Source organism: Pseudomonas sp. NFACC02, assembly GCF_900110765.1.
In the GTDB taxonomy this organism is placed as follows: domain Bacteria; phylum Pseudomonadota; class Gammaproteobacteria; order Pseudomonadales; family Pseudomonadaceae; genus Aquipseudomonas.
Map to the genome: position 1 here is coordinate 99,002 of NZ_FOEO01000001.1, position 22,458 is coordinate 121,459.

A 22,458-nucleotide genomic window follows, 5' to 3' on the forward strand; every position below is an offset into this window, starting at 1 on the left:
TCTCTCGGCGCGCAACCGGCAAGCGCCAGCACTACAACCAGTGCGCACCTCACTTTGGTCTTCCCCAAGACTTTGCCATCTCGGTGAGCGCATCGAGGCGGAAGTCTTGACGCTGGTCAGAGCTGCGCAGCGTGTCGATGAATTTGTCACCGGCGTCGCGGGAGCGCTCAAGGGAGTCAACTCGCTGGGTCAGTAGCGCCTGGCTGGTCTGGTATGCGTTCAGCGAGGCCTGAAGCGTGGACAACGAACCCACGACATACACGAACGCACCGATCGCGGCAGCAGACAAAACGGTCTGCAGGACAGGCACGACGATTTTAAACACCGTGCTGTCGGCGATGCGGGATACGTCAGTCATGGGCTTTCCGGAGTAAAAGGGCCGACTGGTGGCGGCCAAGGCGCTGGAGGGACAGCGATGGAAACTGAGGGCCTGATTAGGCCACTTCAATCAAGTCGGCATCACCAGCACTCCCAGCTCGGAGCAATGGGTGTGGGTGAGCCGAATACGAAAAAGCCCGACGCAGTGGCCGGGCTTTCGATGTCTATCCGCTACACACGCAGGAATGACAGGATGGAGATAATTTCTCTCACTCTCTCACAGATGTCAATAGGCAATCACGCAGCATTTTGAATTAGCAGTCCTTCCTCCTCGAGGATCTTCCTGACCTCTGCCAAAGCATCGTTGATCATCCCATTCAATTTCTCTTTGATCCCGTCACGCCACCGGTAACGCGTCGACTCTGGTGTGCCGTCCAGATCCCAGGTGTTCATGTCGTAGAAGCTGTCAGGGAGGATGATCAGGTCTGTTTGCTGGGCTTCTGCTTTGGCGCGTGCAGATCGGCCTGCCGCCAATGCTGCATTGACGATTGCCTCGCGACGACTAGGCGGAGTGTCGAGGGGGATCTCGACAGAAACGGACGCTGGACCTTTGCGGCGCTCGCCCTTGAGCTTTGGAATCGCCCAGGCCGTGACGGCTTTGTGCACAAACAGCTCAGGCGCAGGACTGGCAATCAGCGGAATGATGCCTGTGATGGCCTGCAGCTTGCGTGCACGATTGGTGCTGTACTTAGCGCCCAGCGCATTCCAATGGCGAGGGATGAGCATGTGATGAAGGCGCGCCGATAGCCAATAGTCGACCTGGGTGCGGTCCAGCCCGCCCGAATGTCCGCCGAGGGAGGCGAGACATCCAGTGTCCTCTTCGTTCGAATTGTAGAGCTTCTGCCATGCCTGTCCTTTCGAAGCCCCCTTCTCGCCCGCCGCCAACGCAGCGACTACTGCTCCTGATACGCTGGAATAGATCATGCTGCGTCTCCTCGTTTCAATTCTCTGGTCAGTGCCCGGTACTTGGCCTTGATGGCTTTCAGGTCTTCGATGGTGTAGCGCTTGGGTTCGCTTGGGCCTAATAGGGCCTCGACCGCTTCAGCGCCTATGCGACGGATCAGCTCAGGAGTGAACCCGAGGATGTTTCCACTGAGATGGTTGTTGCAGACCGAACAAGCCTTATGCACGTTGAGGGGGTTAAATCGGTGCTCCGGCGATGAGCCAACGCTGCGAAAATGCGACGCGTGCCATTGGCCCTGCCAAGTTGCCGGCTTGTCACAGCTCACGCAGCCCAGCGCGGCGTCCCTGAGGCGAATCCAAGCGTTGAATTCCGTCTGAGCCTCACGCATCCACTGCCCTTTCGTCTTGACGCGCTCCTTGGCCGCTCTCAGCTCCTTGCGGCCTATGTCAGCGAGTGCCTTGCGTACCTTGACCTCGTTCACGGGAGCGATGGCGATTCCACAACGAGGGCTGCATACCTTCTGCCCGAGGCGAGCGGGTACGAACTCACTCCCACAGGCAGGGTTGGCGCAGACCTTGGATTTGCGCTTGGGTGGGCATTTGGCGATGGCTGTCACATCCCACCCCCTACCTGAACAGACATGGGGTTGGAGTGGTAGCCAGCTTCGAGGATGGTCAGCAGGGACCGGATTAGGGTCTTGAGAGTGATCATGCTGCCTCCCCGAAGACGATTCTCATCTTCATGTATTCACTGTCTTCCGGATGCGGCAGGTAGATGCCGTGCTCTTGCGCCCATGCGTCGATGCAGGTCATGAAGGAATGCATCTCACCCTTGTCCAGGTTGCTGGTGTGGCGCAGTTCGTAACGCTCGGTGACTTCGCCGGTCTTGAGGTTGATGTCGCGCACCACCTCTTCACCGAGGAAAGTCAGTTTCAGGTTGCGCTTCATGTTTTCCATGTTCATCGGGGCGCCAGTGGCGAACGTGGTCTTGCCCATGCTCACGAAGAACTGGGCAGCGCATTCACACCACTTATGGAAAAGTGCGTTTTGCGGAAGGCTTCGGGTGGCGCCAGTGATCGTCACATTGCAGGGGAAACCCTTCTGGCGGATCGCGGCGTTGATGCTCGACAGGTCGGCAAGCGAGTTGATGCGGATCTTCTCAGCCATGAGTCACCGCCGTATCGTCTACGCGATAGCAGTCGCACCAGAGGCGGGTCAGAGTTTTCCAAGTTGACCGAGCATTGCGACCCGGCCAATAGGGCTTTATGTAAACCCGATCAGACTCAACTACCGCAATCTGATACATGGTCCCGCTGCGCTTGTTTCGGATGATCATGCCTTCGCTCGGTCTAGCAAGGTTGTCGGTCATGACTGCTCTCCTTTGCTCATGGTGGCCTCGATGCGCGCCAACACCTTGCATGGCTCATCGTCGCCATGTTGCTCAGCCTTGCAGTGATGAACGTTGCTGCATTCAACTGAGCGGTAAAGCTCGGTCGTCAACTCACGCAGCGCCTTGTTCTCCTCAACAACACCGCCAAGCTTCCTCAACTGACGCTCTCTGTCCTTGAGGTTTTTGCCTAGCGCTTTGAGCGAACCGTCTTTGCTCTGGTTATCCAGGCGCAGGCGCTCAATCTCCCCCTTGGCAGCTTGCAGGGTTGCGTGCAGGTCGGTGTTGATGGCTTTGAGCTGGTCGCGCTGGGTACAAACCTCAAGGAATTTCAGTCCGGCGCGGTGGACATTTTCCTTGTGGCGCTCAATATCCGCGATCAGCTCCAGAACTGCGTCAGGATTTGTAGCGGCTTCAAACTGAAGAAACGTCTGCTCGTACAGGTCAGCATCCACTTCTTCCTGAGCGTCAAACCCTTTGATTGATTCGATCAGCGCCTTCAAAGCTTTGATGTCGGTCATAGCGCGTCCTCGGGGTTTTCCAGCAAAGCCTGATTGTCTGCTGCCAACCGGGAGCATTCCTTGCGCAGGCTTTCAACCTCCGCGAGCAACTTGCCCAGCGCTGCGTGACACTCAGCCAGAAGATTGTTGGCACCAGCCAGGGTGGATTCGCCGCGCTGGCAGCGAGATTGAAGGTTGATGTAGTCGGTCATGGCTTCACCCCGCGATAGGCACGGACGCCGGCAGCGATGGTCTCGCCAAAAACCATCCATATGACCCCAGCGGCGACTAGAGAGCACACAGCCCAGTCGGGCAAGAAGGCACTCCCCAGAATGATCGTCACAGCTATAACTGCTGCGACCAATCCGAAGATGACCATAACGAGCAGAATGCCCAGTTCGCGTTTTGCGTTTTTTTTCACGGCAGACCATGCGGCCCGCATCTTCTCGATATTCATTTGAAAAGTTCCCCACGACTTACAGGCGCAACAGCACGCTCAACCTTTGGCAAGGCACCCAGTCCGAGTAACAGGGTGATCAGGGCTAGGGTTATCCAGATTCGGTTGGTCATTGGTGGACCTCCCGAGTTTCGCAAAAGGAGTAAGCGCGAAGTTTTGGGCACTGGAGACCCCCATGATCGGTAAACTGACCGCAGATCACACAGCCGGTGTGCCCGATAGTTGGCAGATCCTGTGCTGGCCGAAACGGATGCAGTTCCTTTTGCATGGCATCGCAGGCCGCCTGCCACACCGCCCAGCGCTCAACGTGCGCCTCATAGATGGATACAGTCGCGCGCTTCAGGTGGACCAGAACGTAGCGCGAGGTTTCAGGGTTCCAGGCAACGCCTTCGGGTACTGGGAAGCGGGCTTCGAATTGGTTGCGACTGTTCATACACACCCCCTGATCACGCGAACGTTGCTTTCTGACTTGGCCGCCTGGCGCAGGCAGTTCGAACAGGTCGCCCATTCCTCGTGCTCGGTGATGGCACGGCTCGATACCGTCTTCCCGCACTTAGCTACCAGGTGGCCGAAATCGGCTGTGCCTTTCAGCAGGTGTTTATGTTTGGTGACGATCATCAGAAACGCTCCCTTCCGAAGTTGCGGCCCATCTCGACTTCTTCCTGGCTGATCTCGCGCGCGCCGGCGAAGTTGACGAACCGTAGGTATTTACCTTGTTGCTGGACGAGGCAGCTGTCGACCTTTGCGTGACGACATTTGGGCATGATTATTTCGGTCACGCCGTTCTGGCCCTCTTCGGTGTCGGCGTCTCGGTGAACGATCAGGATCATGTGGGCGTCAGCCTCGATCTGGCCGCAATCCTTGAGGTCGCTCGCCAGAGGCTTCTTGCCAGGGCGTTTGGTGGATTCGCGGTTGAGCTGGGCGAGCAGCACAATGGGGACGTTCAACTCTTTGGCCAGGTTGACGATTCCGGTGGAAATCTTCGAAAGCTCAGCGGTGCGGTTCTGCGACTTCTCTTCCGACTTGATGAGGCCGATGTAGTCGATCGCCAATATCCCGAGCCCGTGTTTTTTCTGAACCATGCGGGCAATGCTTCGGATTCGGGAAAGGGTCAGCCCAGATTTGTCGGAGACGAATAGCGGCTTCCCTTTGATCTTGGAGACTGCACCGGTCAACTTGGCCCAGTCTTCGTCTTCCATGGTGGTGCCGATGTCGATGCGCCCGAAATCGATACCGCCGACTGACGCCAACATGCGGTTACCAAGCTCTTCCTCTGGCATTTCCAGGCTGAATACCAGCGCGGTACCGTAGCCATTGAGGGCGTTGTGCTGGCAGATCTGCATGCCGAGGGTTGTTTTCCCGCTACCCGGCAGACCGCCAATGACCGTGACAGTCTTTGGCTTCAGGCACTTGATCATCTTGTCCAGGTCTGTAAGCCCGGTCTGTACGCCAGCCAGAAACCGGTGACTTACTTTGTCGTCCATGACCTCGAGGTTCTTGTCGATGATCTGGTCCAGTCGCTTGTAGTCCTCATCGCCATCGTCGAGGTTGCGAAGATCGGCCATAGCTTGTTGCGCTCGGGCGATTACGTCGGCAAGCGGCGCATCTTCACTGGCCATATCTGTGACCGAAGCCGCAGCATCGACAAGGCGACGTAGGACGGCGCGCTCACTGACTACGCGGGCGTACGACTTCCAGTTGGCAGCGCTTGGAACGTTTCGAGCAATGTTGGCTGCGAATGCCAGCGTGCTTCCCGAATACGGAAGCTCTTGCTGGTACAGGCTGACGGTGACCGCGTCGATTGGATCGCCGGAGGCTTGGCAGGCGATCATGGCCTGGAACAGAACGGCGTTGTCCTCGTCGTAAAAATCTGCAACAGCCACCTTTGAGGCGATGTCGTCGAACAACGAATTGTCGAGCAAGACTGCACCCAGAAGCCCATGCTCTGCCTCGATGTTGAACAGATCCCGGCTCATGCCTCACCCCCACGGTGAGACGCCCAGGTGAAAGCGATGGCTTCCCCACCATTTTCGCGAAGGCGGTCCAGCGCGCGGTCACCGATGTAGTCAGCCAGCTCCGACGACGGCAGGTTTGAGGTGATGATCGTCGGCAGCATGGCGCGGTAGCGCTTGTCGATGATCGTGTGCAGAGAATGGCGTTCAAACTCAGTCCCGCTCTGCGCACCTAGTTCGTCGATCAGCAGGAGGTCTACAGCACACAGGTCGTCAAGAATCGCCTGCTCGGTATCAGTCGAGCCCTTTGCAAAGCTGGCCTTGAGCGCAGCAATGATGTCCGGAGCTGGGGCATACAAAGCCCTGTAACCGTATCGAGTAACGACCGCTTTCAGAATCGAGCAGCCCAGATGCGTTTTGCCATTTCCGAAATTGCCAAGCATGAGCAGGCAGCGGCCGGCGTCCATGCACTCTTCGAACTGGTCGACATACGCTCGGCAGGTTTTCAACGCCTGAATTTGACCTGCCTCGGTCGCGATGTAGTTTTCAAGTGAGCAACGGCGGAAGCGCTGCGCGACACCAGTGGCAAACAGCTGGTCATTGAGCGATTCCCAGCGCTTCAACTCCACCGCTTTGACGTGATCTTCAGAATCGGTAGGCGCCGTGTTGACTGACTCCCACAGGCAGTTTGGGCAACCAAATACGCGGTTCTCGCCATCGAAGGCCTCGACAAGCTTGCGATCAAACGGACCGTGAACTTCACAGTCGTCCACGCGACTTTTCACTCGCGGCTGCGCGCCGAACTTAGAAATTTGCACGACGAACCCCCAGACGCTTGTTTTCTTCGGTCTTGGCGCGAATTTCGTCGGCGTTCACTTGCGGAAGATTGGTGTACCTGGACTTCGCCGGGAAAGCGTGGACGTTGCGAGAGGTGTTGGCGTTGCGCACCCAGTTGCGCCAGGTGGCCAACCAGTCAGCTTTGGTGGCCTTGGTGCCGGTGGCTGCATGCCAGTGATCACGGAATTTGTCGGCCTCCAGATCTACGCTGATGTCCGAACGGTTTGCAGCGGCCCAGTCGCGCCATTCCTGAGGAAGTGTCCAGTCAGCAGGAAGTCTGGTGCCTCGGCTGGACTTGGGTTGATCAGGGACGATGATCTTCTGGAGATTCTCGGCAGGAGCTGGCGCTGCGGTAGCGGCGCAAATCTCTTGATCTTGATCTATTTGGTTATTGGTTATTGGTTCTTGGTTAGCTTTCGATCCGGTTTCTTCTGGGTTATCAGAAATAACCGGCTGGGTTTCTTCTGGGTTAGCTTTGGGTTCTTGCTTGGTTTTCTTTGGACGGCCACCATTTTTACCGTTCTCCGCAGCCTGCTTGGCTTTGGCGCGGTATTGCTCAATAACGTCGTCACAATGGCCGTGGTTCCAGGTACCGTCTTCCTCAATAAAGAACTCGCGCAGTACGGCAGAAACCTCAGCCGCGTTTGAACGAAGGCGAATGACCCGAGCAAGCTCCTCAGGGGTGCCAGTGAGAGGCGCTTCATTGACGTAGTACAGGTCGATCAGGCGGCGATAGGCCAGGTCCTCAATAGGATCAAGGTGAGCTGTGCGCAGCATGTAATCGCCAGGATGGAACGGGAAGAAATTCATGGATCAGATCTCCAGCTCATCGGTGACACGTTTGATGAACTCGTCGTAGCTCTCGGACATTTCAAAGCCTCTCGCCTCAAGCAGGCGACGGTGCGCCTTGGCCGTCTCGTACATGTACCAGCGGTCTTGCTCAGGGAGGGTCTTGAACGTTGCGTATACGGGCCATGGGCCTGCCACAGGCTGAATCAGCGGTTGGTGGCTTGGGGTATTGATGAAAATCGCTCTGTCTGTCATGATCTCTCCATCACTTGCTGTATCGAATTAGCCACCCTTGCCCGGTGGCTTTTTCATGTCTGTAATTCGGCAGTTCAGGTGTTCCTGCGGAACGCTTGTATCGTCCCTGTCATGGCTCTCGGCCTTGTCCTTCTCGTAAGCTCTTGCTGGATTCCAAGCTTCGCCAGCTCAATCGGGGTCATCCCCCGCCTTGCCGCCTCCGCCTCCAACAACTTCACCTCTTCCGGATCAAGCAACTCGCTAAGCTCCATGCCTTTCTCGTCTGGCATACGGCCTCCGGTCCCTATTGGGTCCTTACTGTTTTGCTTCAGGCCGCACGGTCATCGCGGATAGACTTGCCAACAAGATCAAGCAGCCAGGACTTCAAAACTTCGCGTGCGAGAACGCCTTTTTTGGTGCCGTGGATTTTTGCGGCGTAGATCAAAAGGCCTTCAAATTCGTCATCCAGCAAAACCTTGATCTGGTTGACGTGTTTTTCGTTTAAGCGTGGTTCTTCTGGCATCGGTATTACTCCTCTGTGGCGGTTGAAGGTGGTTAGGCGGCAGTAGATTGGCCGGGGGTCATGCAAAGCTCTCGGGCAGTGATCGACCCGCCAGTCAGTTCTTCGGCGAGAAATGCTTTGTCAGCGCTCATGCGAGTGATGCCGTTGGCCCAAAAAGAGACCGACGCCTGAGATACGCCGAGCGCTGCTGCTGTTTTTGCCTGGCTGCCGAAGTAGTCGACAAGTCGTTCGATGGGGGTCATCGAGAGCCCTCCTGATAAGCCTGCTTATATCCTAGTGATGCGCAGGCTTATTTGCAACAAGATAAGAGGGCTTATAACGTTGTGCGAATGAATACTCTTGCCAAACGAATCAAAATGGCGCGCCAGAGCGCCCGGCTCACCCAGAAGAAGCTCGCCGAGATTGTGGGTGTTGAACAGCCTGTAATCTCACAGCTTGAGACTGGGAAAAACCTTCAGAGCGCACACATTGCAAAAATCGCACATGCCTGCTCAGTTAGTGCTATATGGCTGTCTGACGGTATTGGTGAGATGAAAGGTCGACTTTCGCACATCGAAGCCAACGCGGAGCTTTTAGGTGACATTGCCACCTGGGAAGAAGGTGAGTCCCTAGATGATGACGAGTATGAAATACCGTATTTTGCGGAAGTCGAATTCGCTGGTGGACAAGGTATGTCTGAAGTCGTTGAAATTGCCGATAGGAAGCTACGATTCAGCGGGGCAACATTGAAGGCAGCGGGTGTAGAGGCTAGCAGCGCAGCGTGCGCAAGGATCAAAGGACGAAGCATGGAGCGCCTTATACTTGACGGTGCAGCTATTGGCTTCGATCTGGATGACACCTCGATCATTGATGGTGAAATCTATGCCTTTAACCAGCTGGGGATGCTGAGGGTGAAGTACCTGCATAGGCTGCCAGGTGGCAGCGTCAGGATACGCAGCGAGAACTCGGAAGAATTTCCCGACGAGTTCATGACCGCCGAGCAGTTCGCTGAGGACGTTCGTATGCTGGGTCGGGTGTTTTGGTGGTCTACGGTAAGGCGCTCCCCGCGCCGCAAGTGACCGCCCTGTAACAAATCTGAAATCTGCGCAATAGTTCTTTAGCCGCAAAAGCCCGCCTTGAGTGGGCTTTTTTTCGTCCCCCTAAAAAAATATAAGCAATCTTATTGACGGCTTGGATAAGCACGCTTATATTTACCTCAACGCCACAGAGAACGAAGTGGCAGGGCCTGAAAAGGCCGCGCTCTTTAAACCTGATAGACCGCCGAGCCTGCAGGCATAGCAGGCCAGCAACCCAACAGGGCAATGCTGCAAACAGGTGTGACGGCCATGAAGCTGTCATTCAAGCGACACGCAAGCCGCAACGAGGGTGGAAGCGTGATACCGGGTGAGCGACCGGGGCCTGATTTGAAAAACAGATTTCACTGGCTGGCCTTGGTAACAGGGCCAGACGGGAAACCGGAGGAAACACCGATGAACACAGCAATCAGCGAAACATTCGGCGTCAGCGAAGAAGTTGTGAACGAGGCCGCAGCGTCCTGCGCAAAGCTCCTCGCAAAGTGGTACGGCAGCGAGGAGGCGGCAATACAGGCGCTGACTCAGGAAGCGGCCGACACCGCGCAGATCGCAATGATGGGCCATATCAAGCAGCAACGGGCAATGACTCTGAGCGCTCATATGAATCAGCGCAAGTTCGCCGGCGCAGTTCTGCACGAGGTCAAGCATCCACATCAACGACTGATCGATCAGCCCAAGGAGAACTACATGACACCTGCAGAAATCGCCCAGGCACTTGCCGACTGGGAAGCGCACCAGAAAGCAAAACAAGAAATCAAGGCGCGAGCCAAACGCTAACCCCGGAGCCACCCATGATACCCATCCCATCACCACCCCAAGCATGGGGGCTGCTGACAGTAATCATTGCGCTGCACGCCCTTGCGTTGGGGCTGATGGCGGTGTGGTTTTGAGTCTCACCAAATCAACAAGAGGAATGCGGAATGCCCAGATACAGCTTCTACCTGACTGCGGTATGCCAAGTAATCGTGACGGCAGATAACGAAGAGCAGGCGGGTCTTCTGGCTGCAAACGACACCCCTATCAGCGCTTACTCGTTCGAAACCGGCGAGTGTGAGGGGGTGATCGCCGAGGATGAACTGGAGCGCTATGCCCGTCACGCCGATCACGTCATCGAATAAGTCATTGGCATTCGCAAGAGTGCCCATCCCGAAGCTGATCGAGAAGGTTGCGACTTAGTGGCCGTTCCTCTCATGCGGCGGTCAGCTTCGGGATGCAGATGAAGCAACAAGCGCAGGCTGATGCGCATGTGACGCCAGCCAGGTACGGATGAGGTTTTGAGTCCTCAACGTTGGGAATCTTGGCAAGCGGGAGTTCAGCGCCCGCCTTCTGCATCACCCCATTCAACAGGTAGCCACTGCCTCCCAGTGAGCGAGCAATAGGAGATTGCGATGAGCGTACTTGATCCAAAGCAAGACGATCGGATTCGCGCAGCACTGCGCCGCGCAGATAAAAGCGGTCAGTTACAGGTGGTGGCCGCAGTCACCGGCATCGCCGGAGGCGTAAAAGCCTTACGAGAAATCATGAACAGCACCGGCGAACTGTCGATCATGGATCGCGGGATGCTGGCTATCCATTTGATGTAAGCGCGTCACCCCTTCCCCTCCCGAGCACACCGCACTGCCCATTCTCCGCTGCCTATTTGGCCGTTCGCGTTCTTGCGTGGGCAGTTCCGTGTGTTTGGTTAATCAGCAAGGAGATTGAAATGATCCAGAAAAACGGAGGCGCAGCTTTCCCGCAATCAGGCTTCGAGCAATGGGCTCCAGAAGGAGGCATGACCCTTCGCGATTACTTGGCAGCCAAGGCCATTACCGTCCTTGAGCCGCCAGATGACTACGTTGGACAAAGAGAGACGGCCGATTCATATCGGAAGTGGGCTCAAAAGGCCTACCGAATGGCCGATGCCGTGCTAGCCGCCCGTTCCACATAAACACCATACACGACTGCATTAGACAGGTGCCCGCGTGCTTCACGGCACGGGCTTGGTCACCTGCGCGGGCATCTGATCCATGCGGTTGATAAGCGCCCAGGAGGCGATCATGAACGACCACCAAAGATCCAAGATTGACCGTCTCATCTACGACTCCCTCCAACCGGGTCGCCTCATCGCTGAAAAGGATCTGGCCGAAGCCAGAGGCTACATCATGGGGTTGATGGAGGGAGATGTTCTGTCTCCAGAAGAGTTTTCCCACTACCACCGCCAGATCATGGCAGCCAGCCGGACGATCTTCGACCGCGACATGGCTCGATTGAGTATGGCGTCATGAGCACCAGTTACGCAGACAGTGCGCAGGCACGATTGCTCGATGAACGAATGTCTGGATCATCGCTCGGTGGCGCCGAAGACAACTGGTTCAACTACGGTCCTGATCCACTCCAAGAGCTCCGCAGGGCTTCCGAGGCAAAGCGTCTCGCTGAGCTGCCCGGTCGCCTGCGTATCGCCATGGGGCAGATGGAGGCGGTTCTCGCTATCCAAGGTGAGCGCCTACGACAAGAACGTGAGGCCAAGATAGCGGCCAAGCAAGGAGGATTATGATGGATAGCAGCAGAATACAGTTCGAAATCTGGGCAGCTGATCGCGGCTGGAGCAATGCGCAGGTAAATGGATTTTACGAAGACCCGCGCACGCATGACGCCTGGTCTGCATGGCTAGCATCGCGATCAGCAATCCGAGTCGACCTACCCCACCTATTCCCGCATTACCGGGAAGGCGTAACTGAGGCTCTTTGGGCTCACGGAATAAAGGTTAATCAGTGGGGCAGTAAGTCATGACCACTCAACCAATGGCAAACACCCAACCCATCGCCATGCCAATCATAGGCTACGGCATTCCATTCAACGAATTGATCGGCCTGCCTCGTGATACTCGTGTCTGTGACCTTCGCAGACAGTTGTCGATGATCAAGAAGGGGCGGCGGATTGCTGTGAGAGTGAGAGGATGACCCGTAGTCAAGAGCGATACGACATCCAGCGTAAGCAGCGGGCAAAACGCGTTGCAAAGCTGCGTAGTGCAGGGCTGACAGTCAAAGAGACTGCGCTCGAGGTTGGGTGCGGCCGCGAGCAGGTAAGAGCGCTTCAACTGCTCGGCGAACGTCTTTTGTCGTTGGATGAAAATAAGCCATGACCCGCCTACAGGCAAGACGCGCTGCTTACTGGCGCGGGAGCTTCGCCACCCTCCTGTTCTGCACGGCACTGATGCTGCTGAGCGCACTCGCTGACCAGGTGACATTATGATAATTCCTGACCCAACCGAAATATCGCGAAGCCGCGCCGAGCGCTTGGCAGATCAATATATCGATGAGAACACCTGCATGGAGTGCGGCAAGAACGTCGACTACGAACTGCTGTGCCCTTCACCAATAGGTGAGGGCCCGGCCATCTGCATCGAGTGCCTGGGCTTCGATCCATTCGCTGAACCGCAGTAACCCCTACCCCATTCAATCGCAGCGCCCCGGTAACGGCATGGCGCAAGGAGCTACCGTGTCTGCAACTCAACAAGTCATCACGATCGACGACATCAGCGCCGAGAACGCGCCGGTGATTTACGTGGCCGGCGGCCTTAACCAGTTCCTCGAGGCGGTGAAGGCTGAGGTCACCGGCGAAGTACCGGACCTGAAAACTCGCAAGGGCCGCGAGCGCATCGCAAGCCTGGCCGCCAAGGTGAGCAAGTCGAAAGCTGCAGTGGAAAAGCCGGGGCGGGACTACCTGAAGCGCCTAAAGGAAATGCCGAAGGTTGTTGAGACCGAGCTTCGCGAGTTCGTGAACGCCATGGACGCGCTGCGTGATGCCACCCGCCAGCCGCTTACAGACTGGGAGAAGGCTGAGGACGCCCGGGTGGATGCGCACAATGACGCCATCCAACGGATGAAAGACCTTGCAGTGTTCGCCGAAACGCCTACCGCAGCTCACGTCGCCAATGTCATTGCCGATCTGGAACTGGTCGAGCTGGGCGATAGCTGGGAAGAGTTCTTGCCCGAGGCTGCGCAGGTTAAGGACCGGGCGCTCGCCACGCTTAGGGCGCTCCTGGCTGATCGGAAGAAGCACGAAGCGGAGCTGGCTGAGATCGCCAAGTTCAACGCTGAGAAGGCCATCCGCGAGCAGCAAGAGCGTGACGCTGCCATTGCCCGCGAGGCAGCTGAGAGAGCCAGGCGCGAAGCTGATGAACGTGCAGCTGCAGAATTGGCGGCTGCCGCAAAGCGTGAGCAGGATCTGAAGGATCAAGCCGCTGCCCAACAGCGCGCAGCCGAACAAGCTGCCCGTGATGCCGAAGCCGCCGCCGCGCATCAGGCTCTGCAACTGAAGCTTGCCGCTGAACAGGCAGAACGCATCGCCGCCCAGGCTGAAGCGAACCGTCTCGCCGCCATTCAGCAGGCCGAGCAAGACCGAATCGCCGCCGAGAAACGCCAGGCGGAAGCGGTTGAGCGCGCTCGCCAAGAAGAACTGGATCGTCAAGCGGCCGCCGTGGCCTTCGAACTCCAGCAGGCGCAGGCACGAGAAGCCGACCTCGAACACAAGAAGTCGATCAACCGTGCCGCGCTGGAAGCATTTGTCGCTGGCGGCATGACCGAGGAGTGCGCGAAGCAGGCGGTCACCCTGATCGCTCAGCGCAAAATCCCTGCCATTTCCATTCAATACTGAGGTCGACATGAGCAATATCGCCGTGAAAGATCCGGTCGCCCGCGTGCCGGCCGTGCAAACCGAATCGACAACCATCATGTCGATTATCCAGCAGGTGGCAATGTCTCCGGACGCTGACATCGACAAGATGGAGCGTTTGATGGCGATGCATGAGCGCTTCCAGGCTCAGCAGGCCAAACAGCAATACGACGATGCGCTCTCGCAGATGCAGGAAGAAATGCCTGTTATCGGCGAGCGCGGCGGCATTAAGGACAAAAACGGCCGCATCCAAAGCACGTATGCCCTCTGGGAAGATATCAACGAGATGATCAAGCCGGTGCTTGCCCGTCACGGCTTTGGCCTGACCTTTCGAACCCCGCGCAACGAGAAAGGCATTGAGGTCGAAGGCGTGCTGAGTCATCGCGCCGGCCACCGCGAAACTACTTCCATCGTTTTGCCCGTCGACACCTCTGGCAGCAAGAACGGCGTACAGGCCGTGGCGTCCAGCGTCAGCTACGGCAAGCGGTACACCGCCGGCCTGCTGCTGAACATCACCACTACGGGCGAAGATGATGACGGGCATGGCGGCGTCGCCACTGTAACCCCGCGTGTCACTTCTGCCCAAGCTGCGCAGCTGGCGATGCTGCTGGAGAAGTGCAGCGACAAGGCGAAGAAAGCGTTCGCCGGTATCCACGGTACGCCATCAGCGGTCGAGAAAGCCGTGTTCGACCAGGTGCTGGCAATGCTCACCAAGTCGGCCGCCCAGAACGCGAAGAACCCCGAAGGAGAAGGCAATGAAGATAATCAGTGACGTCGAACAAGGCACTCAGGCGTGGCTAGATCTGCGTCTGGGCATCATCACCTGCAGTGAGCTGGATAGTCTGCTGGTCAACGGCAAAGGCGAAGCCGGTTTCGGCGCCGGCGCCTTCACCTACATGAACACGCTGATCGGTGAGCGCATCACCGGCGAGGCTGCGGACCCTTTCCAAGGCAACCGGCACACCGAGCGCGGCCACGAATATGAAGGAGTCGCGCGCAGCCTTTACGAAGCGCGCGAGGATGTGAAGGCTGAGCAGGTAGGCATCATCCTGAACCATGGCATCGGCTACTCGCCAGACTCGCTGATCGGTGCCGCTGGCCTGACCGAGATCAAAACCAAGCTGCCAAAGCTGCAGGTTGAGGTGATCCTGGCAGGCGAGATTCCCAAAGAACACGTCGCCCAGTGCCAGGGTGGCCTGTGGGTATCTGAACGTGAGTGGATCGACTTCGTGTGCTACTGGCCCGGCATGCCTCTGTTCATCAAGCGCGCGTACCGCGACGAAGTGATGATTAGGAAGCTGGGCGAGCGCGTGACCACCTTCTACGAAATCCTCGAAGAGCGCATGAACAAGGTGCTCGGACTAGCCGCATAACTTAAGGAATCACGATGCCAACACTTACCGATATCGGCCGCCTCGGTCGCGACGCCGAACTGCGTTACACCGCCGCCGGCGACGCCGTGTGCAACCTGCCTCTCGCCTGCGAGTACGGCCGCAAGGGACAAGATGGCAAACGCCCTACTCAATGGGTCGATGCCACCCTCTGGGGAAAGCAGGCCGAAGCTATGGCGCCCTACCTGCTCAAAGGTCAGCAACTGCATTTCACCATTGATGATGCTCACGTCGAGACATTCGACAAGGCCGATGGCAGCAAGGGCGTCAAGCTGACAGGCCGGGTAATCATCATCAAGTTCGCCAGCAGTCCTCCGCAACAGCAGTCGCAACCAGCACCTCAGCAGCAGAACCGGGAGCAGTCTCCGCAGCGCACGCAGCAACAGGCGCGTCAGCCTCAAAGCCAGCAAGGCAAGCCGGTCCCCGACTTCGACAGCTTCGACGACGACATTCCCTTTTAGCCCGCCCCACTACCTCGCAGGAGCCTGATCATGAGCACCATCAACCACTACTGGAACATCCAGCACATGCGCGACAGCATCGAACGACTGTTGGCTGCTTCGAAGAAATGGAAGCCGGCCGATGCCGTGCGCGGTGAAGCAACCATTCTGAAGCTGGAAAAGCAGATCGAGCGCGAAAAGGCAGAAATGCTGGCTGGCCGATGAAACGATCTGTGCCACAGCGCCGCAAGCGAGCGGCGCAACACCACTTGCCACCGAGCGGAATAAGCCATGACGTGTTCAGTTATTCACACGATCGGCCCAAATGGCGGCCACACACTCCCGAAAGGCACGCGACCATCAAAACCTGTGCGCTGGGATGTAAGCCTCTGGTTTCTCATGCCGGACGGCGAAAAGACCATTCGTAGCATGACCGTACCAAACGCGCTGATGTTTGACCTGGTGCCGCTGGTAAATGAGCAGGTGGACGCGATGATTGCCGAGATGGGCAACGAGATTCGCAGTGCTGGCTGGACAGCGCATGGTCGCGGGCAGAAAAAACGGAGGAAGCGCTGATGACAGCGAAGACGCCAAAGCAGCGCCAGCAGGACAAACGCGATCGGGACAAGATGTCGAAGGAAGACCGGGAAGCTCGTCTTCTGTCACGCCGCATCGTAACGGACCTTTATCACAACGATGATGCGGCGTTGAAGCGAATCATGGCTCGGACCTACATCGACGAACCGCAGGACATCATCACACGGCTGATTCGCGGCGCTGACCGCATGCCGGATGATCAGCTCAACGATCACATTCGCATTGCGTGACGCATAGCCGTGACGTAACGGTCGCATAACACCAGGCCGATCTTGTCACGCAGGCATAACGCCTTTCATCCCCCCCTAAAACCTATTCGCCACCGACCCGTCGGAGGCTTTCGCATGGAATCGAACCATGAGCCAGCAGCACCAGATTCTGGTTGGCGACTGCATCGAGATGATGCGGACGCTGCCGGACAAGTCAGTTCACACCTGCGTGACAAGCCCGCCTTACTTCGGCCTGCGGGATTACGGCGTCGATGGCCAGATCGGACTGGAGGAAACGCCCGCTGAGTTCATCGCGCGACTGGTCGCCGTATTCCGCGAGGTGCGCCGGGTACTTCGCGACGACGGCACGATCTGGGTGAACATGGGTGACAGCTACGCGGGGAGCTGGGGCGCGCACGGACGGGATGATATGGGCGTGGGCGTTTCGACGATCAGCCAGCGGCAGGTCATGGCAAGCCAGCGGAAGGCCAAGGCGACGACTCATGCCGAGTACAAGCCGAAGGATCTGATGGGTATGCCTTGGCGTTTGGCGTTCGCGCTCCAGGATGACGGCTGGTATCTGCGCCAGGACATAATCTGGCACAAGCCAAACCCCATGCCTGAGTCGACGCGGGACCGATGCACGAAGGCCCATGAATACATCTTCCTGCTCAGCAAGTCGCGCCGGTACCACTGCGATATGCAAGCGATTCGTGAGCCGGCGGCTTATGGGCCGACGCCTACCGGTGTGGGATTCGGCCACGGCTTTGACGCGGTACCGAAGCCGCGAGTGACTGTCCCCGCCGGATGGGACACCTCTACGGGCGAAGGCGGACACGGAACATTCCACAAGGAAGGGTCAGCCAGAAGCAATCGTGACAGCTTTCAGCGCGAAGGCTCGAAGCGCGAGCAGGCGATACCCGGCCAGAGCAAAGGCACGCACCGCCCAGATCGGGAACCGAGCAACTGGGATGTTCTGACCCGTAACAAGCGCAGCGTCTGGACTGTAGCCACACACAGTTTCAAGGGCGCCCACTTCGCCACATTCCCGCCTGACCTGATCAGGCCCTGCATTCTTGCCGGCGCGCCGCGGGGCGGAACTGTGCTTGATCCGTTCGGCGGTGCCGGTACCACGGCGCTGGTTTCAATGCAGGAAGGCCGTCGGTCGATCCTGTGTGAGCTGAACCCCGAATACGCAGTCATGGCTCGAGCGCGAATCGACGCTGCCTGGCTGGATGGCGCGGCGCAGATGGATGTTTTCCACGACGCCACGCCCGCTGCCTGAAACATCCCCTTCCTAACTTTGAATCACGCCAACGGCGAGGATCCCGCTATGCAAATCGACTACGGCTCCGTTTGTTCGGGGATCGAGGCGGCTTCGGCTGCCTGGGAGCCTCTGGGCATGAACCCGGTCTGGTTCGCCGAGATTGAGCCCTTCCCCTCCGCCGTGCTGGCTCACCACTACCCGAAGGTGAAGAACCACGGCGACATGACCAAGCTTGCCGCCTTGGTACTCGCCGGGAAGATCAAGGCGCCGCCCGTGCTCGTCGGCGGTACACCCTGCCAAGCGTTCAGCGTGGCCGGCATGCGCCAAGGCCTGCTGGACCCGCGCGGCGCACTCACCATCAAATATGTGGAGCTCGCAGATGCAGTTGACCATGTTCGAACAGCCCGCGGCGATGACGAGTGTGTCGTCGTCTGGGAAAACGTCCCCGGAGTCCTTTCCGACAAGCAAAACGCCTTCGGATGCTTTCTTGGTGCGCTTGCTGGGGAAGACTGCGAACTGCAGCCTTCAGGGAAGCGATGGACGGACGCTGGTTGTGTGTATGGACCCAAAAGAACAATCGCGTGGCGGATCCTGGACGCCCAATATTTCGGCCTGGCCCAACGACGGCGCCGTGTGTTCGTTGTCGCAAGTGCTCGAAGAGGGTTCGATCCCCTTGAGGTACTTTTTGAGCGCGAAGGCGTGCGCCGGGATACTGCGCCGCGCCGAGGCGAGGGGCAAGACGTTACCGGAACAGCTCCTTTCGGCCCTGCGCTCCAGTGCGGATGCGGACATGTCTTCCCTGAAGAGCTTGGACACTACGGCTGCATGAACTGCGAGGGCGAAGAAGGCCCAGCAGTCACTATGTTCGGCGGCATTCCGGCATTTGGCGGGCACGGCCTGGGAGGGTCCATCGAGCGATCTGCCACGCTCACGGCGAAAGACACTCGCTTGGACATCGAGAGCGAGACGTTCTTCGTTGCGCCGACACTTGCTGGCGGCGGGCGAAAGTCCGGAGGATACTCGCTCGACGATATTCCTATCACAGCGCCTGCGCTCAGGGCTCAGGCACAAAGCAGCCATCGAGCCGACTCCGAGGCTTACGTTGTTGCCGGAACGCTCCAGTCCAACGGGAAGGCCGCCGGCAGCGCAACTCAGCAGGATGCAGAAGCTGGCCTTTTGGTTGTGCACGGCACTCAGGACCCCGACGTTCTCCAGGATAAGGCCCACCCGCTCGGGCGCAACCACGGACAAGAAAACGCGATCCTCGCATTCAGCTGCAAGGATCATGGCGCCGATGCTGGTGCACTCTCACCTACGCTTCGGGCAATGAACCATAGCGGGAGCCATGCAAACGCCGGCGGGCAAGTAGCCGTGTGTATCACTGGCGAGGTGACTCATACGCTCAAAGCTGAGGGCTTCGACGGAAGCGAGGACGGTACCGGGCGCGGCCAGCCAATTGTGGCCGCAACACTCGAAGCGACTGCCGGCCGCAGTCGAGGCGCGGGAACACCGATTGGCATGCTCTCGGCATCTGGCTCGTCAGTCCGCCGGCTCACACCCACCGAGTGCGAGCGCCTTCAAGGGTTTCCCGATGACTATACAAAAATCCCATGGGATGGCTGGCGCAAGCTCGATCCAACCGAAACCATTGAGCAATGCATCGCAGAAGGCATGAAAGTCCGCCAAGCCAAGAAGAGCAAGGCTTGGTACGTCTGTGACGCAGACGGCCCCCGCTACAAGGTGATCGGAAACAGCAAGGCCGTACTGGTCGTGCGCTGGATTGGCCGCCGCCTTCTGAAACAACTCTGACCAACCTCACAGTAACCTCCAGAGGTTACATCTCGAAAAGTAACCTGTAGGGGTTTCAGGGATATCGCCATGCCCGTATACGTCGATAACGAACAGATCCCATACCGGCACATGAAGATGTGCCACATGCTCGCCGACACCGAGGAAGAGTTGCATGCCATGGCCGACAAGATCGGCGTCGCCCGCCGCTGGCACCAGTTCCCCGGCACGGTAAAAAGTCACTACGACATTTGCCTGACCAAGCGCGCCCGCGCCGTCCAGTTGGGCGCCAAGGAAATAGACCGGCATGAACTGGTCGCGCTTATCAAATCTCGCCGGGAGGCAATCATCCAAGCCGCCAACGCCGCCGACCAGGGCGAAGTGGGCACGTATCCTCAGGAGGGGTTATGAGTCAGGAATTTCAGCGCGAAGACCGCTACATCGTCATCAAGCGTAAAGATCTTCTGAAGGTGCCGGTCAACTATCGCCGGCATTTGGTCGACCCGATGTTCTCGCTGCTCAATCATCTTCCTCGGCGCGAATTTGTCGTGGTCGAAAGCGACTGGCCAGAATACCAACTTGTTTGGGCGATGATTGAGGCGCGGGTGTCCGGCGAGCCGTTGTCGTTGTCTCTACCTCACCGGATGATCAAGACTGAGCAGTCCAGTGATGAATACGACATACACGCAGATGCTCATAACGCGTGCCTCGAACAGTGCACGCAAGTCGTAGCGGGGTTGCGTGCCGAAATCCAGCGCCAAGCAGAGCAGTTCAAGGAATGGCAGGCAGGCCATCATGCAAACTATGTGAAAGCGGCCGATGAGCGAGACCGCTTGCAGGCTGAGAACGCCGCACTCCAGCAGCGCTTGAACGTCGCGGATCAGCGGATTGATGAGCTTGAGAAAGACAAGCGCAGGCTCGACGCGCTGGAGTCGGAATTTTGGGATGTGCGTCATCACAGCAGCCCGATTGCAGACACCGGCGACCACAGCACCAGCATTGAGATCGTCGGGCACTGGGGCGACAAGCCGCATGAGCGCGTGATCGGCGAGAACTACGAAGAGAACCTGCGCGCCGCTATTGACCAGGCGATGACGGCAGATGCCTACCCGCCAGCGCGGCCGGAATACCCGGAACTCGATTCGGCGCTGAGCGACGAAGACTGGCATATGAACCCATGCAAGCAGGGGCATCGCGATGTTGGCGCGTGCGGCTGCAAGGCCTTCTGTCACACCTGCGACGAGACGATCACTGCGGCAACGACGCAGGAAGCCTTCGAGCAGTGGAACGCAACGCATCCCGCCACCCCGCAATAACCCCGCCGCCCCTTCACCCCCCACCCTATCCCTATTGCCTGCTGCGTATGCGGCGAGGAGAAATCGTGTCCGCGATAATCAGTGAGTGCGGCTTGTACCGCTACCGGCTTGACCGCGATTGCGGCTTGCCATTCGAAGGCAGCAAGGTGTTTGCCTACTTCGGCATAAACCCATCCACAGCCGACGCCACACTGGATGACGCCACCGTTCGCAAGTGGCGAGGTTTCACCGTGCGAAATGGAGGCCATCGCTTCATCGTGGGCAATGTGTTCTCGTTTCGCGCAACTGACGTCCAGGTACTGCGCAAGACGCTCGTCACAATGGGGCCAGACCACCACAAGCACCTTGACCAAATTATCCGTGAAGCCGACGTTCTGGTGCCGTGCTGGGGCAGTAGCGACAAGCTTGAGCATGGGGACGTCCTGTACATGAAGGATCTCCTGAACACATTGCTGGAAAGTGGCAAACCGGTCTTGCATTTCGGCACCACCAAGTCAGGACAACCGAAACACCCCTTGATGCTTGGCTACGACACTCAGCTCATCCCATGGGTGACGCCATGACCTACCTCGTCTACTTCCCGCCCCAGTACGGCAACCCTGAGCATTGGGCTAAATGCACTGTCGATGACTTCGGCGTGTGGCGCTGCAATGGGATGTACATGCCGGCGCCGGCGTGTGACCGAATCAAGGAGGCGGTATGAGCGCACCAATTGAACCGCAGAACTACATCTACGGGGTTAACGTCGTTCAGATCGAGGACCTGCGCGTTTCTCGCGGACTGACTCGCCGACCTACCTCATCCTGCAAGCACCGGAAACTGGTTTACGACCACAACGAGCGCCGCATCTGGTGCAGTGATTGCGAGACCGAGGTTGAGGCCTTCGATGCATTTGAGGGACTGGTGAGCATGTTCAGCGCGGCGGCCGGGCGGATCAAGCGCCGCGAGGCTGAACTGGCTGAGGCGGAACAATTCCAAGCGCGCAGCCGGGCGGCGAAGGTGATGGACGAAGCATGGCGCAGCACAAAGACCGCGCCACTCTGCCCGCACTGCAACACCGCGATCCTTCCCGATGACGTAGTCGGTGGTGTCGCCAAGGCTTCGAAAGCTCTGGTGCTAGCCGCGCGAAAACGCGCATCTGACAAGTAACCCCTTCCCCATCTATCCACATGCCTGCCGGTGTACGGCGGGCGGGAGATTCTATGTCCTTCAATATACAAGGCCACACCCTCAATCAGCTGCAGTTGGACGCAATCGTGCCAGTCATGAACCTGCTTATGCAGGGGAAGGTCAGTCAAAAGAAATTCGAATCCGCCTGCGTCAAAGCTCTTGAAGATGCCGGCTGCGGGCTGGGGTATGACACCGCGATACCAGGTACCGAGGCTACGGTCGCTCAACGAGCTCAAGCGTGGATCCTAAATGGCCGGGTTGGCATGTCATCGAAGGCGATCTACTGCCACATGACCGGAAACACGGACAAGGATCACTGGAATCACCCGCATGATCCAGACGATTTGAATCGCTGCCTTTTGCTGCTCGACCTCATCCCTGAGTGGACGCCGCGAATGGCAGAAATGGCCGTGCACGGCAAAGAGTGGGCCGCGCTGGCTGAGAACTGGCCACTTATCAGCGCGACGTTTCTCGACGAGGTTGGGTTGAACTGGTGCAAAGCGCAGGCCGCGCCGAAGACGTGTTCGATGATGCGAGCTGCGATAGACAGCGCAACCCAACCACTCAACCCCGCATAGACCCGGGACGGAGGTA

The 22,458-nt window shown here is 58.0% G+C and carries 39 protein-coding genes; 22 read left to right on the forward strand and 17 right to left on the reverse strand.

Translation table 11 applies throughout. The features are described 5' to 3' along the window. Positions 1 to 49 precede the first annotated feature (49 nt). The 17 genes from BMY73_RS00515 to BMY73_RS00600 form a co-directional block, all read right to left on the reverse strand. Positions 50 to 358, reverse strand: coding sequence for a hypothetical protein (locus tag BMY73_RS00515; protein WP_092404229.1), 309 nt, complete (start codon positions 356 to 358; stop codon positions 50 to 52). Positions 359 to 615: 257 nt separating this feature from the next. Next, a complete protein-coding gene (locus BMY73_RS00525) occupies positions 616 to 1,302 on the reverse strand; it encodes a hypothetical protein (protein WP_092404233.1) in 687 nt (228 codons plus the stop codon). Further along, the gene (locus BMY73_RS00530) at positions 1,299 to 1,898 is read right to left on the reverse strand and encodes a recombination protein NinG (protein WP_371914931.1); all 600 of its coding nucleotides are present in this window, start codon (positions 1,896 to 1,898) and stop codon (positions 1,299 to 1,301) included. Before BMY73_RS00530 ends, BMY73_RS00525 begins: the two co-directional genes overlap by 4 nt. A 91-nt stretch (positions 1,899 to 1,989) precedes the next feature. Then, the gene (locus BMY73_RS00535) at positions 1,990 to 2,448 is read right to left on the reverse strand and encodes a recombination protein NinB (RefSeq protein ID WP_092404235.1); all 459 of its coding nucleotides are present in this window, start codon (positions 2,446 to 2,448) and stop codon (positions 1,990 to 1,992) included. Continuing rightward, a complete protein-coding gene (locus BMY73_RS00540) occupies positions 2,441 to 2,650 on the reverse strand; it encodes a hypothetical protein (protein WP_092404238.1) in 210 nt (69 codons plus the stop codon). Before BMY73_RS00540 ends, BMY73_RS00535 begins: the two co-directional genes overlap by 8 nt. Then, on the reverse strand, positions 2,647 to 3,171 hold the full coding sequence (locus BMY73_RS00545; protein ID WP_139214047.1) for a hypothetical protein: 525 nt from the start codon (positions 3,169 to 3,171) through the stop codon (positions 2,647 to 2,649). The genes BMY73_RS00540 and BMY73_RS00545 overlap by 4 nt, the downstream gene beginning before the upstream one ends. A gap of 14 nt (positions 3,172 to 3,185) precedes the next feature. Continuing rightward, the gene (locus tag BMY73_RS00550) at positions 3,186 to 3,380 is read right to left on the reverse strand and encodes a hypothetical protein (RefSeq protein WP_092404241.1); all 195 of its coding nucleotides are present in this window, start codon (positions 3,378 to 3,380) and stop codon (positions 3,186 to 3,188) included. Then, complete coding sequence (locus BMY73_RS00555) at positions 3,377 to 3,625, reverse strand: hypothetical protein (protein WP_092404242.1); 249 nt, start codon at positions 3,623 to 3,625, stop codon at positions 3,377 to 3,379. The genes BMY73_RS00550 and BMY73_RS00555 overlap by 4 nt, the downstream gene beginning before the upstream one ends. A 109-nt stretch (positions 3,626 to 3,734) precedes the next feature. After that, positions 3,735 to 4,058 (reverse strand): hypothetical protein, encoded by a 324-nt coding sequence (locus BMY73_RS00560; RefSeq protein WP_092404243.1) that lies wholly within the window; start codon positions 4,056 to 4,058, stop codon positions 3,735 to 3,737. Then, complete coding sequence (locus BMY73_RS00565) at positions 4,055 to 4,243, reverse strand: hypothetical protein (RefSeq protein WP_092404245.1); 189 nt, start codon at positions 4,241 to 4,243, stop codon at positions 4,055 to 4,057. Before BMY73_RS00565 ends, BMY73_RS00560 begins: the two co-directional genes overlap by 4 nt. Then, on the reverse strand, positions 4,243 to 5,601 hold the full coding sequence (locus BMY73_RS00570) for a replicative DNA helicase (RefSeq protein ID WP_092404247.1): 1,359 nt from the start codon (positions 5,599 to 5,601) through the stop codon (positions 4,243 to 4,245). The genes BMY73_RS00565 and BMY73_RS00570 overlap by 1 nt, the downstream gene beginning before the upstream one ends. Further along, positions 5,598 to 6,395, reverse strand: a complete 798-nt coding sequence (locus BMY73_RS00575) for an ATP-binding protein (RefSeq protein WP_139214049.1) — start codon at positions 6,393 to 6,395, stop codon at positions 5,598 to 5,600. Before BMY73_RS00575 ends, BMY73_RS00570 begins: the two co-directional genes overlap by 4 nt. Further along, positions 6,382 to 7,224, reverse strand: a complete 843-nt coding sequence (locus tag BMY73_RS28455; RefSeq protein WP_256570757.1) for a YdaU family protein — start codon at positions 7,222 to 7,224, stop codon at positions 6,382 to 6,384. The genes BMY73_RS00575 and BMY73_RS28455 overlap by 14 nt, the downstream gene beginning before the upstream one ends. A gap of 3 nt (positions 7,225 to 7,227) precedes the next feature. Further along, entirely contained in the window at positions 7,228 to 7,458 is a 231-nt protein-coding gene (locus tag BMY73_RS00585; protein ID WP_092404253.1) for a hypothetical protein, read from the reverse strand. A 74-nt stretch (positions 7,459 to 7,532) separates the two neighbouring features. Further along, complete coding sequence (locus tag BMY73_RS00590; RefSeq protein WP_092404255.1) at positions 7,533 to 7,727, reverse strand: hypothetical protein; 195 nt, start codon at positions 7,725 to 7,727, stop codon at positions 7,533 to 7,535. A gap of 38 nt (positions 7,728 to 7,765) precedes the next feature. Then, positions 7,766 to 7,960, reverse strand: a complete 195-nt coding sequence (locus tag BMY73_RS00595) for a hypothetical protein (protein WP_092404257.1) — start codon at positions 7,958 to 7,960, stop codon at positions 7,766 to 7,768. Positions 7,961 to 7,992: 32 nt separating this feature from the next. After that, on the reverse strand, positions 7,993 to 8,202 hold the full coding sequence (locus BMY73_RS00600) for a transcriptional regulator (RefSeq protein ID WP_092404259.1): 210 nt from the start codon (positions 8,200 to 8,202) through the stop codon (positions 7,993 to 7,995). An 87-nt stretch (positions 8,203 to 8,289) separates the two neighbouring features. Between BMY73_RS00600 and BMY73_RS00605 the strand changes: the two genes are divergently transcribed. The 22 genes from BMY73_RS00605 to BMY73_RS00710 all read left to right on the forward strand — a co-directional run bounded on the left by BMY73_RS00605 (position 8,290) and on the right by BMY73_RS00710 (position 22,442). Beyond that, positions 8,290 to 9,018, forward strand: a complete 729-nt coding sequence (locus BMY73_RS00605) for an XRE family transcriptional regulator (protein ID WP_256570758.1) — start codon at positions 8,290 to 8,292, stop codon at positions 9,016 to 9,018. A 267-nt stretch (positions 9,019 to 9,285) separates the two neighbouring features. Next, the gene (locus tag BMY73_RS00610) at positions 9,286 to 9,810 is read left to right on the forward strand and encodes a hypothetical protein (RefSeq protein ID WP_139214051.1); all 525 of its coding nucleotides are present in this window, start codon (positions 9,286 to 9,288) and stop codon (positions 9,808 to 9,810) included. Between the two features lie 143 nt (positions 9,811 to 9,953). Continuing rightward, complete coding sequence (locus BMY73_RS00615) at positions 9,954 to 10,151, forward strand: hypothetical protein (protein WP_092404265.1); 198 nt, start codon at positions 9,954 to 9,956, stop codon at positions 10,149 to 10,151. Between the two features lie 270 nt (positions 10,152 to 10,421). Next, positions 10,422 to 10,616, forward strand: a complete 195-nt coding sequence (locus tag BMY73_RS00620) for a hypothetical protein (RefSeq protein WP_092404267.1) — start codon at positions 10,422 to 10,424, stop codon at positions 10,614 to 10,616. Between the two features lie 119 nt (positions 10,617 to 10,735). After that, positions 10,736 to 10,960: a hypothetical protein gene (locus BMY73_RS00625; RefSeq protein ID WP_092404269.1), complete on the forward strand. Its 225-nt coding sequence runs from the start codon at positions 10,736 to 10,738 to the stop codon at positions 10,958 to 10,960. Positions 10,961 to 11,069: 109 nt separating this feature from the next. Continuing rightward, entirely contained in the window at positions 11,070 to 11,297 is a 228-nt protein-coding gene (locus tag BMY73_RS00630) for a hypothetical protein (protein ID WP_092404271.1), read from the forward strand. Further along, positions 11,294 to 11,566, forward strand: coding sequence for a hypothetical protein (locus BMY73_RS00635; protein WP_092404273.1), 273 nt, complete (start codon positions 11,294 to 11,296; stop codon positions 11,564 to 11,566). Before BMY73_RS00630 ends, BMY73_RS00635 begins: the two co-directional genes overlap by 4 nt. Before the next feature lie 694 nt (positions 11,567 to 12,260). Continuing rightward, positions 12,261 to 12,455, forward strand: coding sequence for a hypothetical protein (locus tag BMY73_RS00650; RefSeq protein ID WP_092404279.1), 195 nt, complete (start codon positions 12,261 to 12,263; stop codon positions 12,453 to 12,455). Positions 12,456 to 12,510: 55 nt separating this feature from the next. Then, positions 12,511 to 13,668 (forward strand): hypothetical protein, encoded by a 1,158-nt coding sequence (locus BMY73_RS00655; RefSeq protein WP_092404281.1) that lies wholly within the window; start codon positions 12,511 to 12,513, stop codon positions 13,666 to 13,668. Positions 13,669 to 13,675: 7 nt separating this feature from the next. Further along, positions 13,676 to 14,458 (forward strand): ERF family protein, encoded by a 783-nt coding sequence (locus BMY73_RS00660; RefSeq protein ID WP_092404283.1) that lies wholly within the window; start codon positions 13,676 to 13,678, stop codon positions 14,456 to 14,458. Beyond that, complete coding sequence (locus BMY73_RS00665; RefSeq protein WP_092404285.1) at positions 14,442 to 15,059, forward strand: lambda exonuclease family protein; 618 nt, start codon at positions 14,442 to 14,444, stop codon at positions 15,057 to 15,059. Before BMY73_RS00660 ends, BMY73_RS00665 begins: the two co-directional genes overlap by 17 nt. A 14-nt stretch (positions 15,060 to 15,073) precedes the next feature. Then, positions 15,074 to 15,538, forward strand: coding sequence for a single-stranded DNA-binding protein (locus tag BMY73_RS00670; protein ID WP_092404287.1), 465 nt, complete (start codon positions 15,074 to 15,076; stop codon positions 15,536 to 15,538). A gap of 30 nt (positions 15,539 to 15,568) precedes the next feature. Continuing rightward, positions 15,569 to 15,742: a hypothetical protein gene (locus BMY73_RS28225; RefSeq protein ID WP_175500107.1), complete on the forward strand. Its 174-nt coding sequence runs from the start codon at positions 15,569 to 15,571 to the stop codon at positions 15,740 to 15,742. A gap of 66 nt (positions 15,743 to 15,808) precedes the next feature. After that, a complete protein-coding gene (locus BMY73_RS27730) occupies positions 15,809 to 16,093 on the forward strand; it encodes a hypothetical protein (RefSeq protein WP_139214053.1) in 285 nt (94 codons plus the stop codon). Further along, complete coding sequence (locus BMY73_RS00675) at positions 16,093 to 16,344, forward strand: hypothetical protein (protein WP_092404289.1); 252 nt, start codon at positions 16,093 to 16,095, stop codon at positions 16,342 to 16,344. The genes BMY73_RS27730 and BMY73_RS00675 overlap by 1 nt, the downstream gene beginning before the upstream one ends. Before the next feature lie 127 nt (positions 16,345 to 16,471). After that, on the forward strand, positions 16,472 to 17,608 hold the full coding sequence (locus BMY73_RS00680; RefSeq protein WP_092404291.1) for a DNA-methyltransferase: 1,137 nt from the start codon (positions 16,472 to 16,474) through the stop codon (positions 17,606 to 17,608). A gap of 48 nt (positions 17,609 to 17,656) precedes the next feature. Further along, complete coding sequence (locus BMY73_RS00685; protein ID WP_092404293.1) at positions 17,657 to 19,399, forward strand: DNA cytosine methyltransferase; 1,743 nt, start codon at positions 17,657 to 17,659, stop codon at positions 19,397 to 19,399. Positions 19,400 to 19,468: 69 nt separating this feature from the next. Beyond that, complete coding sequence (locus BMY73_RS00690; RefSeq protein ID WP_092404295.1) at positions 19,469 to 19,789, forward strand: DUF4031 domain-containing protein; 321 nt, start codon at positions 19,469 to 19,471, stop codon at positions 19,787 to 19,789. Beyond that, positions 19,786 to 20,694 carry a hypothetical protein gene (locus BMY73_RS28460; protein WP_256570759.1) on the forward strand — a complete coding sequence of 303 codons (909 nt, stop codon included), beginning with the start codon at positions 19,786 to 19,788 and terminating at the stop codon, positions 20,692 to 20,694. The genes BMY73_RS00690 and BMY73_RS28460 overlap by 4 nt, the downstream gene beginning before the upstream one ends. Before the next feature lie 65 nt (positions 20,695 to 20,759). Then, entirely contained in the window at positions 20,760 to 21,257 is a 498-nt protein-coding gene (locus BMY73_RS00700) for a DUF1643 domain-containing protein (protein ID WP_092404297.1), read from the forward strand. Positions 21,258 to 21,393: 136 nt separating this feature from the next. Beyond that, the gene (locus tag BMY73_RS00705) at positions 21,394 to 21,843 is read left to right on the forward strand and encodes a hypothetical protein (RefSeq protein ID WP_092404299.1); all 450 of its coding nucleotides are present in this window, start codon (positions 21,394 to 21,396) and stop codon (positions 21,841 to 21,843) included. Positions 21,844 to 21,896: 53 nt separating this feature from the next. Continuing rightward, positions 21,897 to 22,442 carry a hypothetical protein gene (locus tag BMY73_RS00710; RefSeq protein ID WP_092404301.1) on the forward strand — a complete coding sequence of 182 codons (546 nt, stop codon included), beginning with the start codon at positions 21,897 to 21,899 and terminating at the stop codon, positions 22,440 to 22,442. The last annotated feature ends 16 nt before the right edge of the window (positions 22,443 to 22,458 follow it).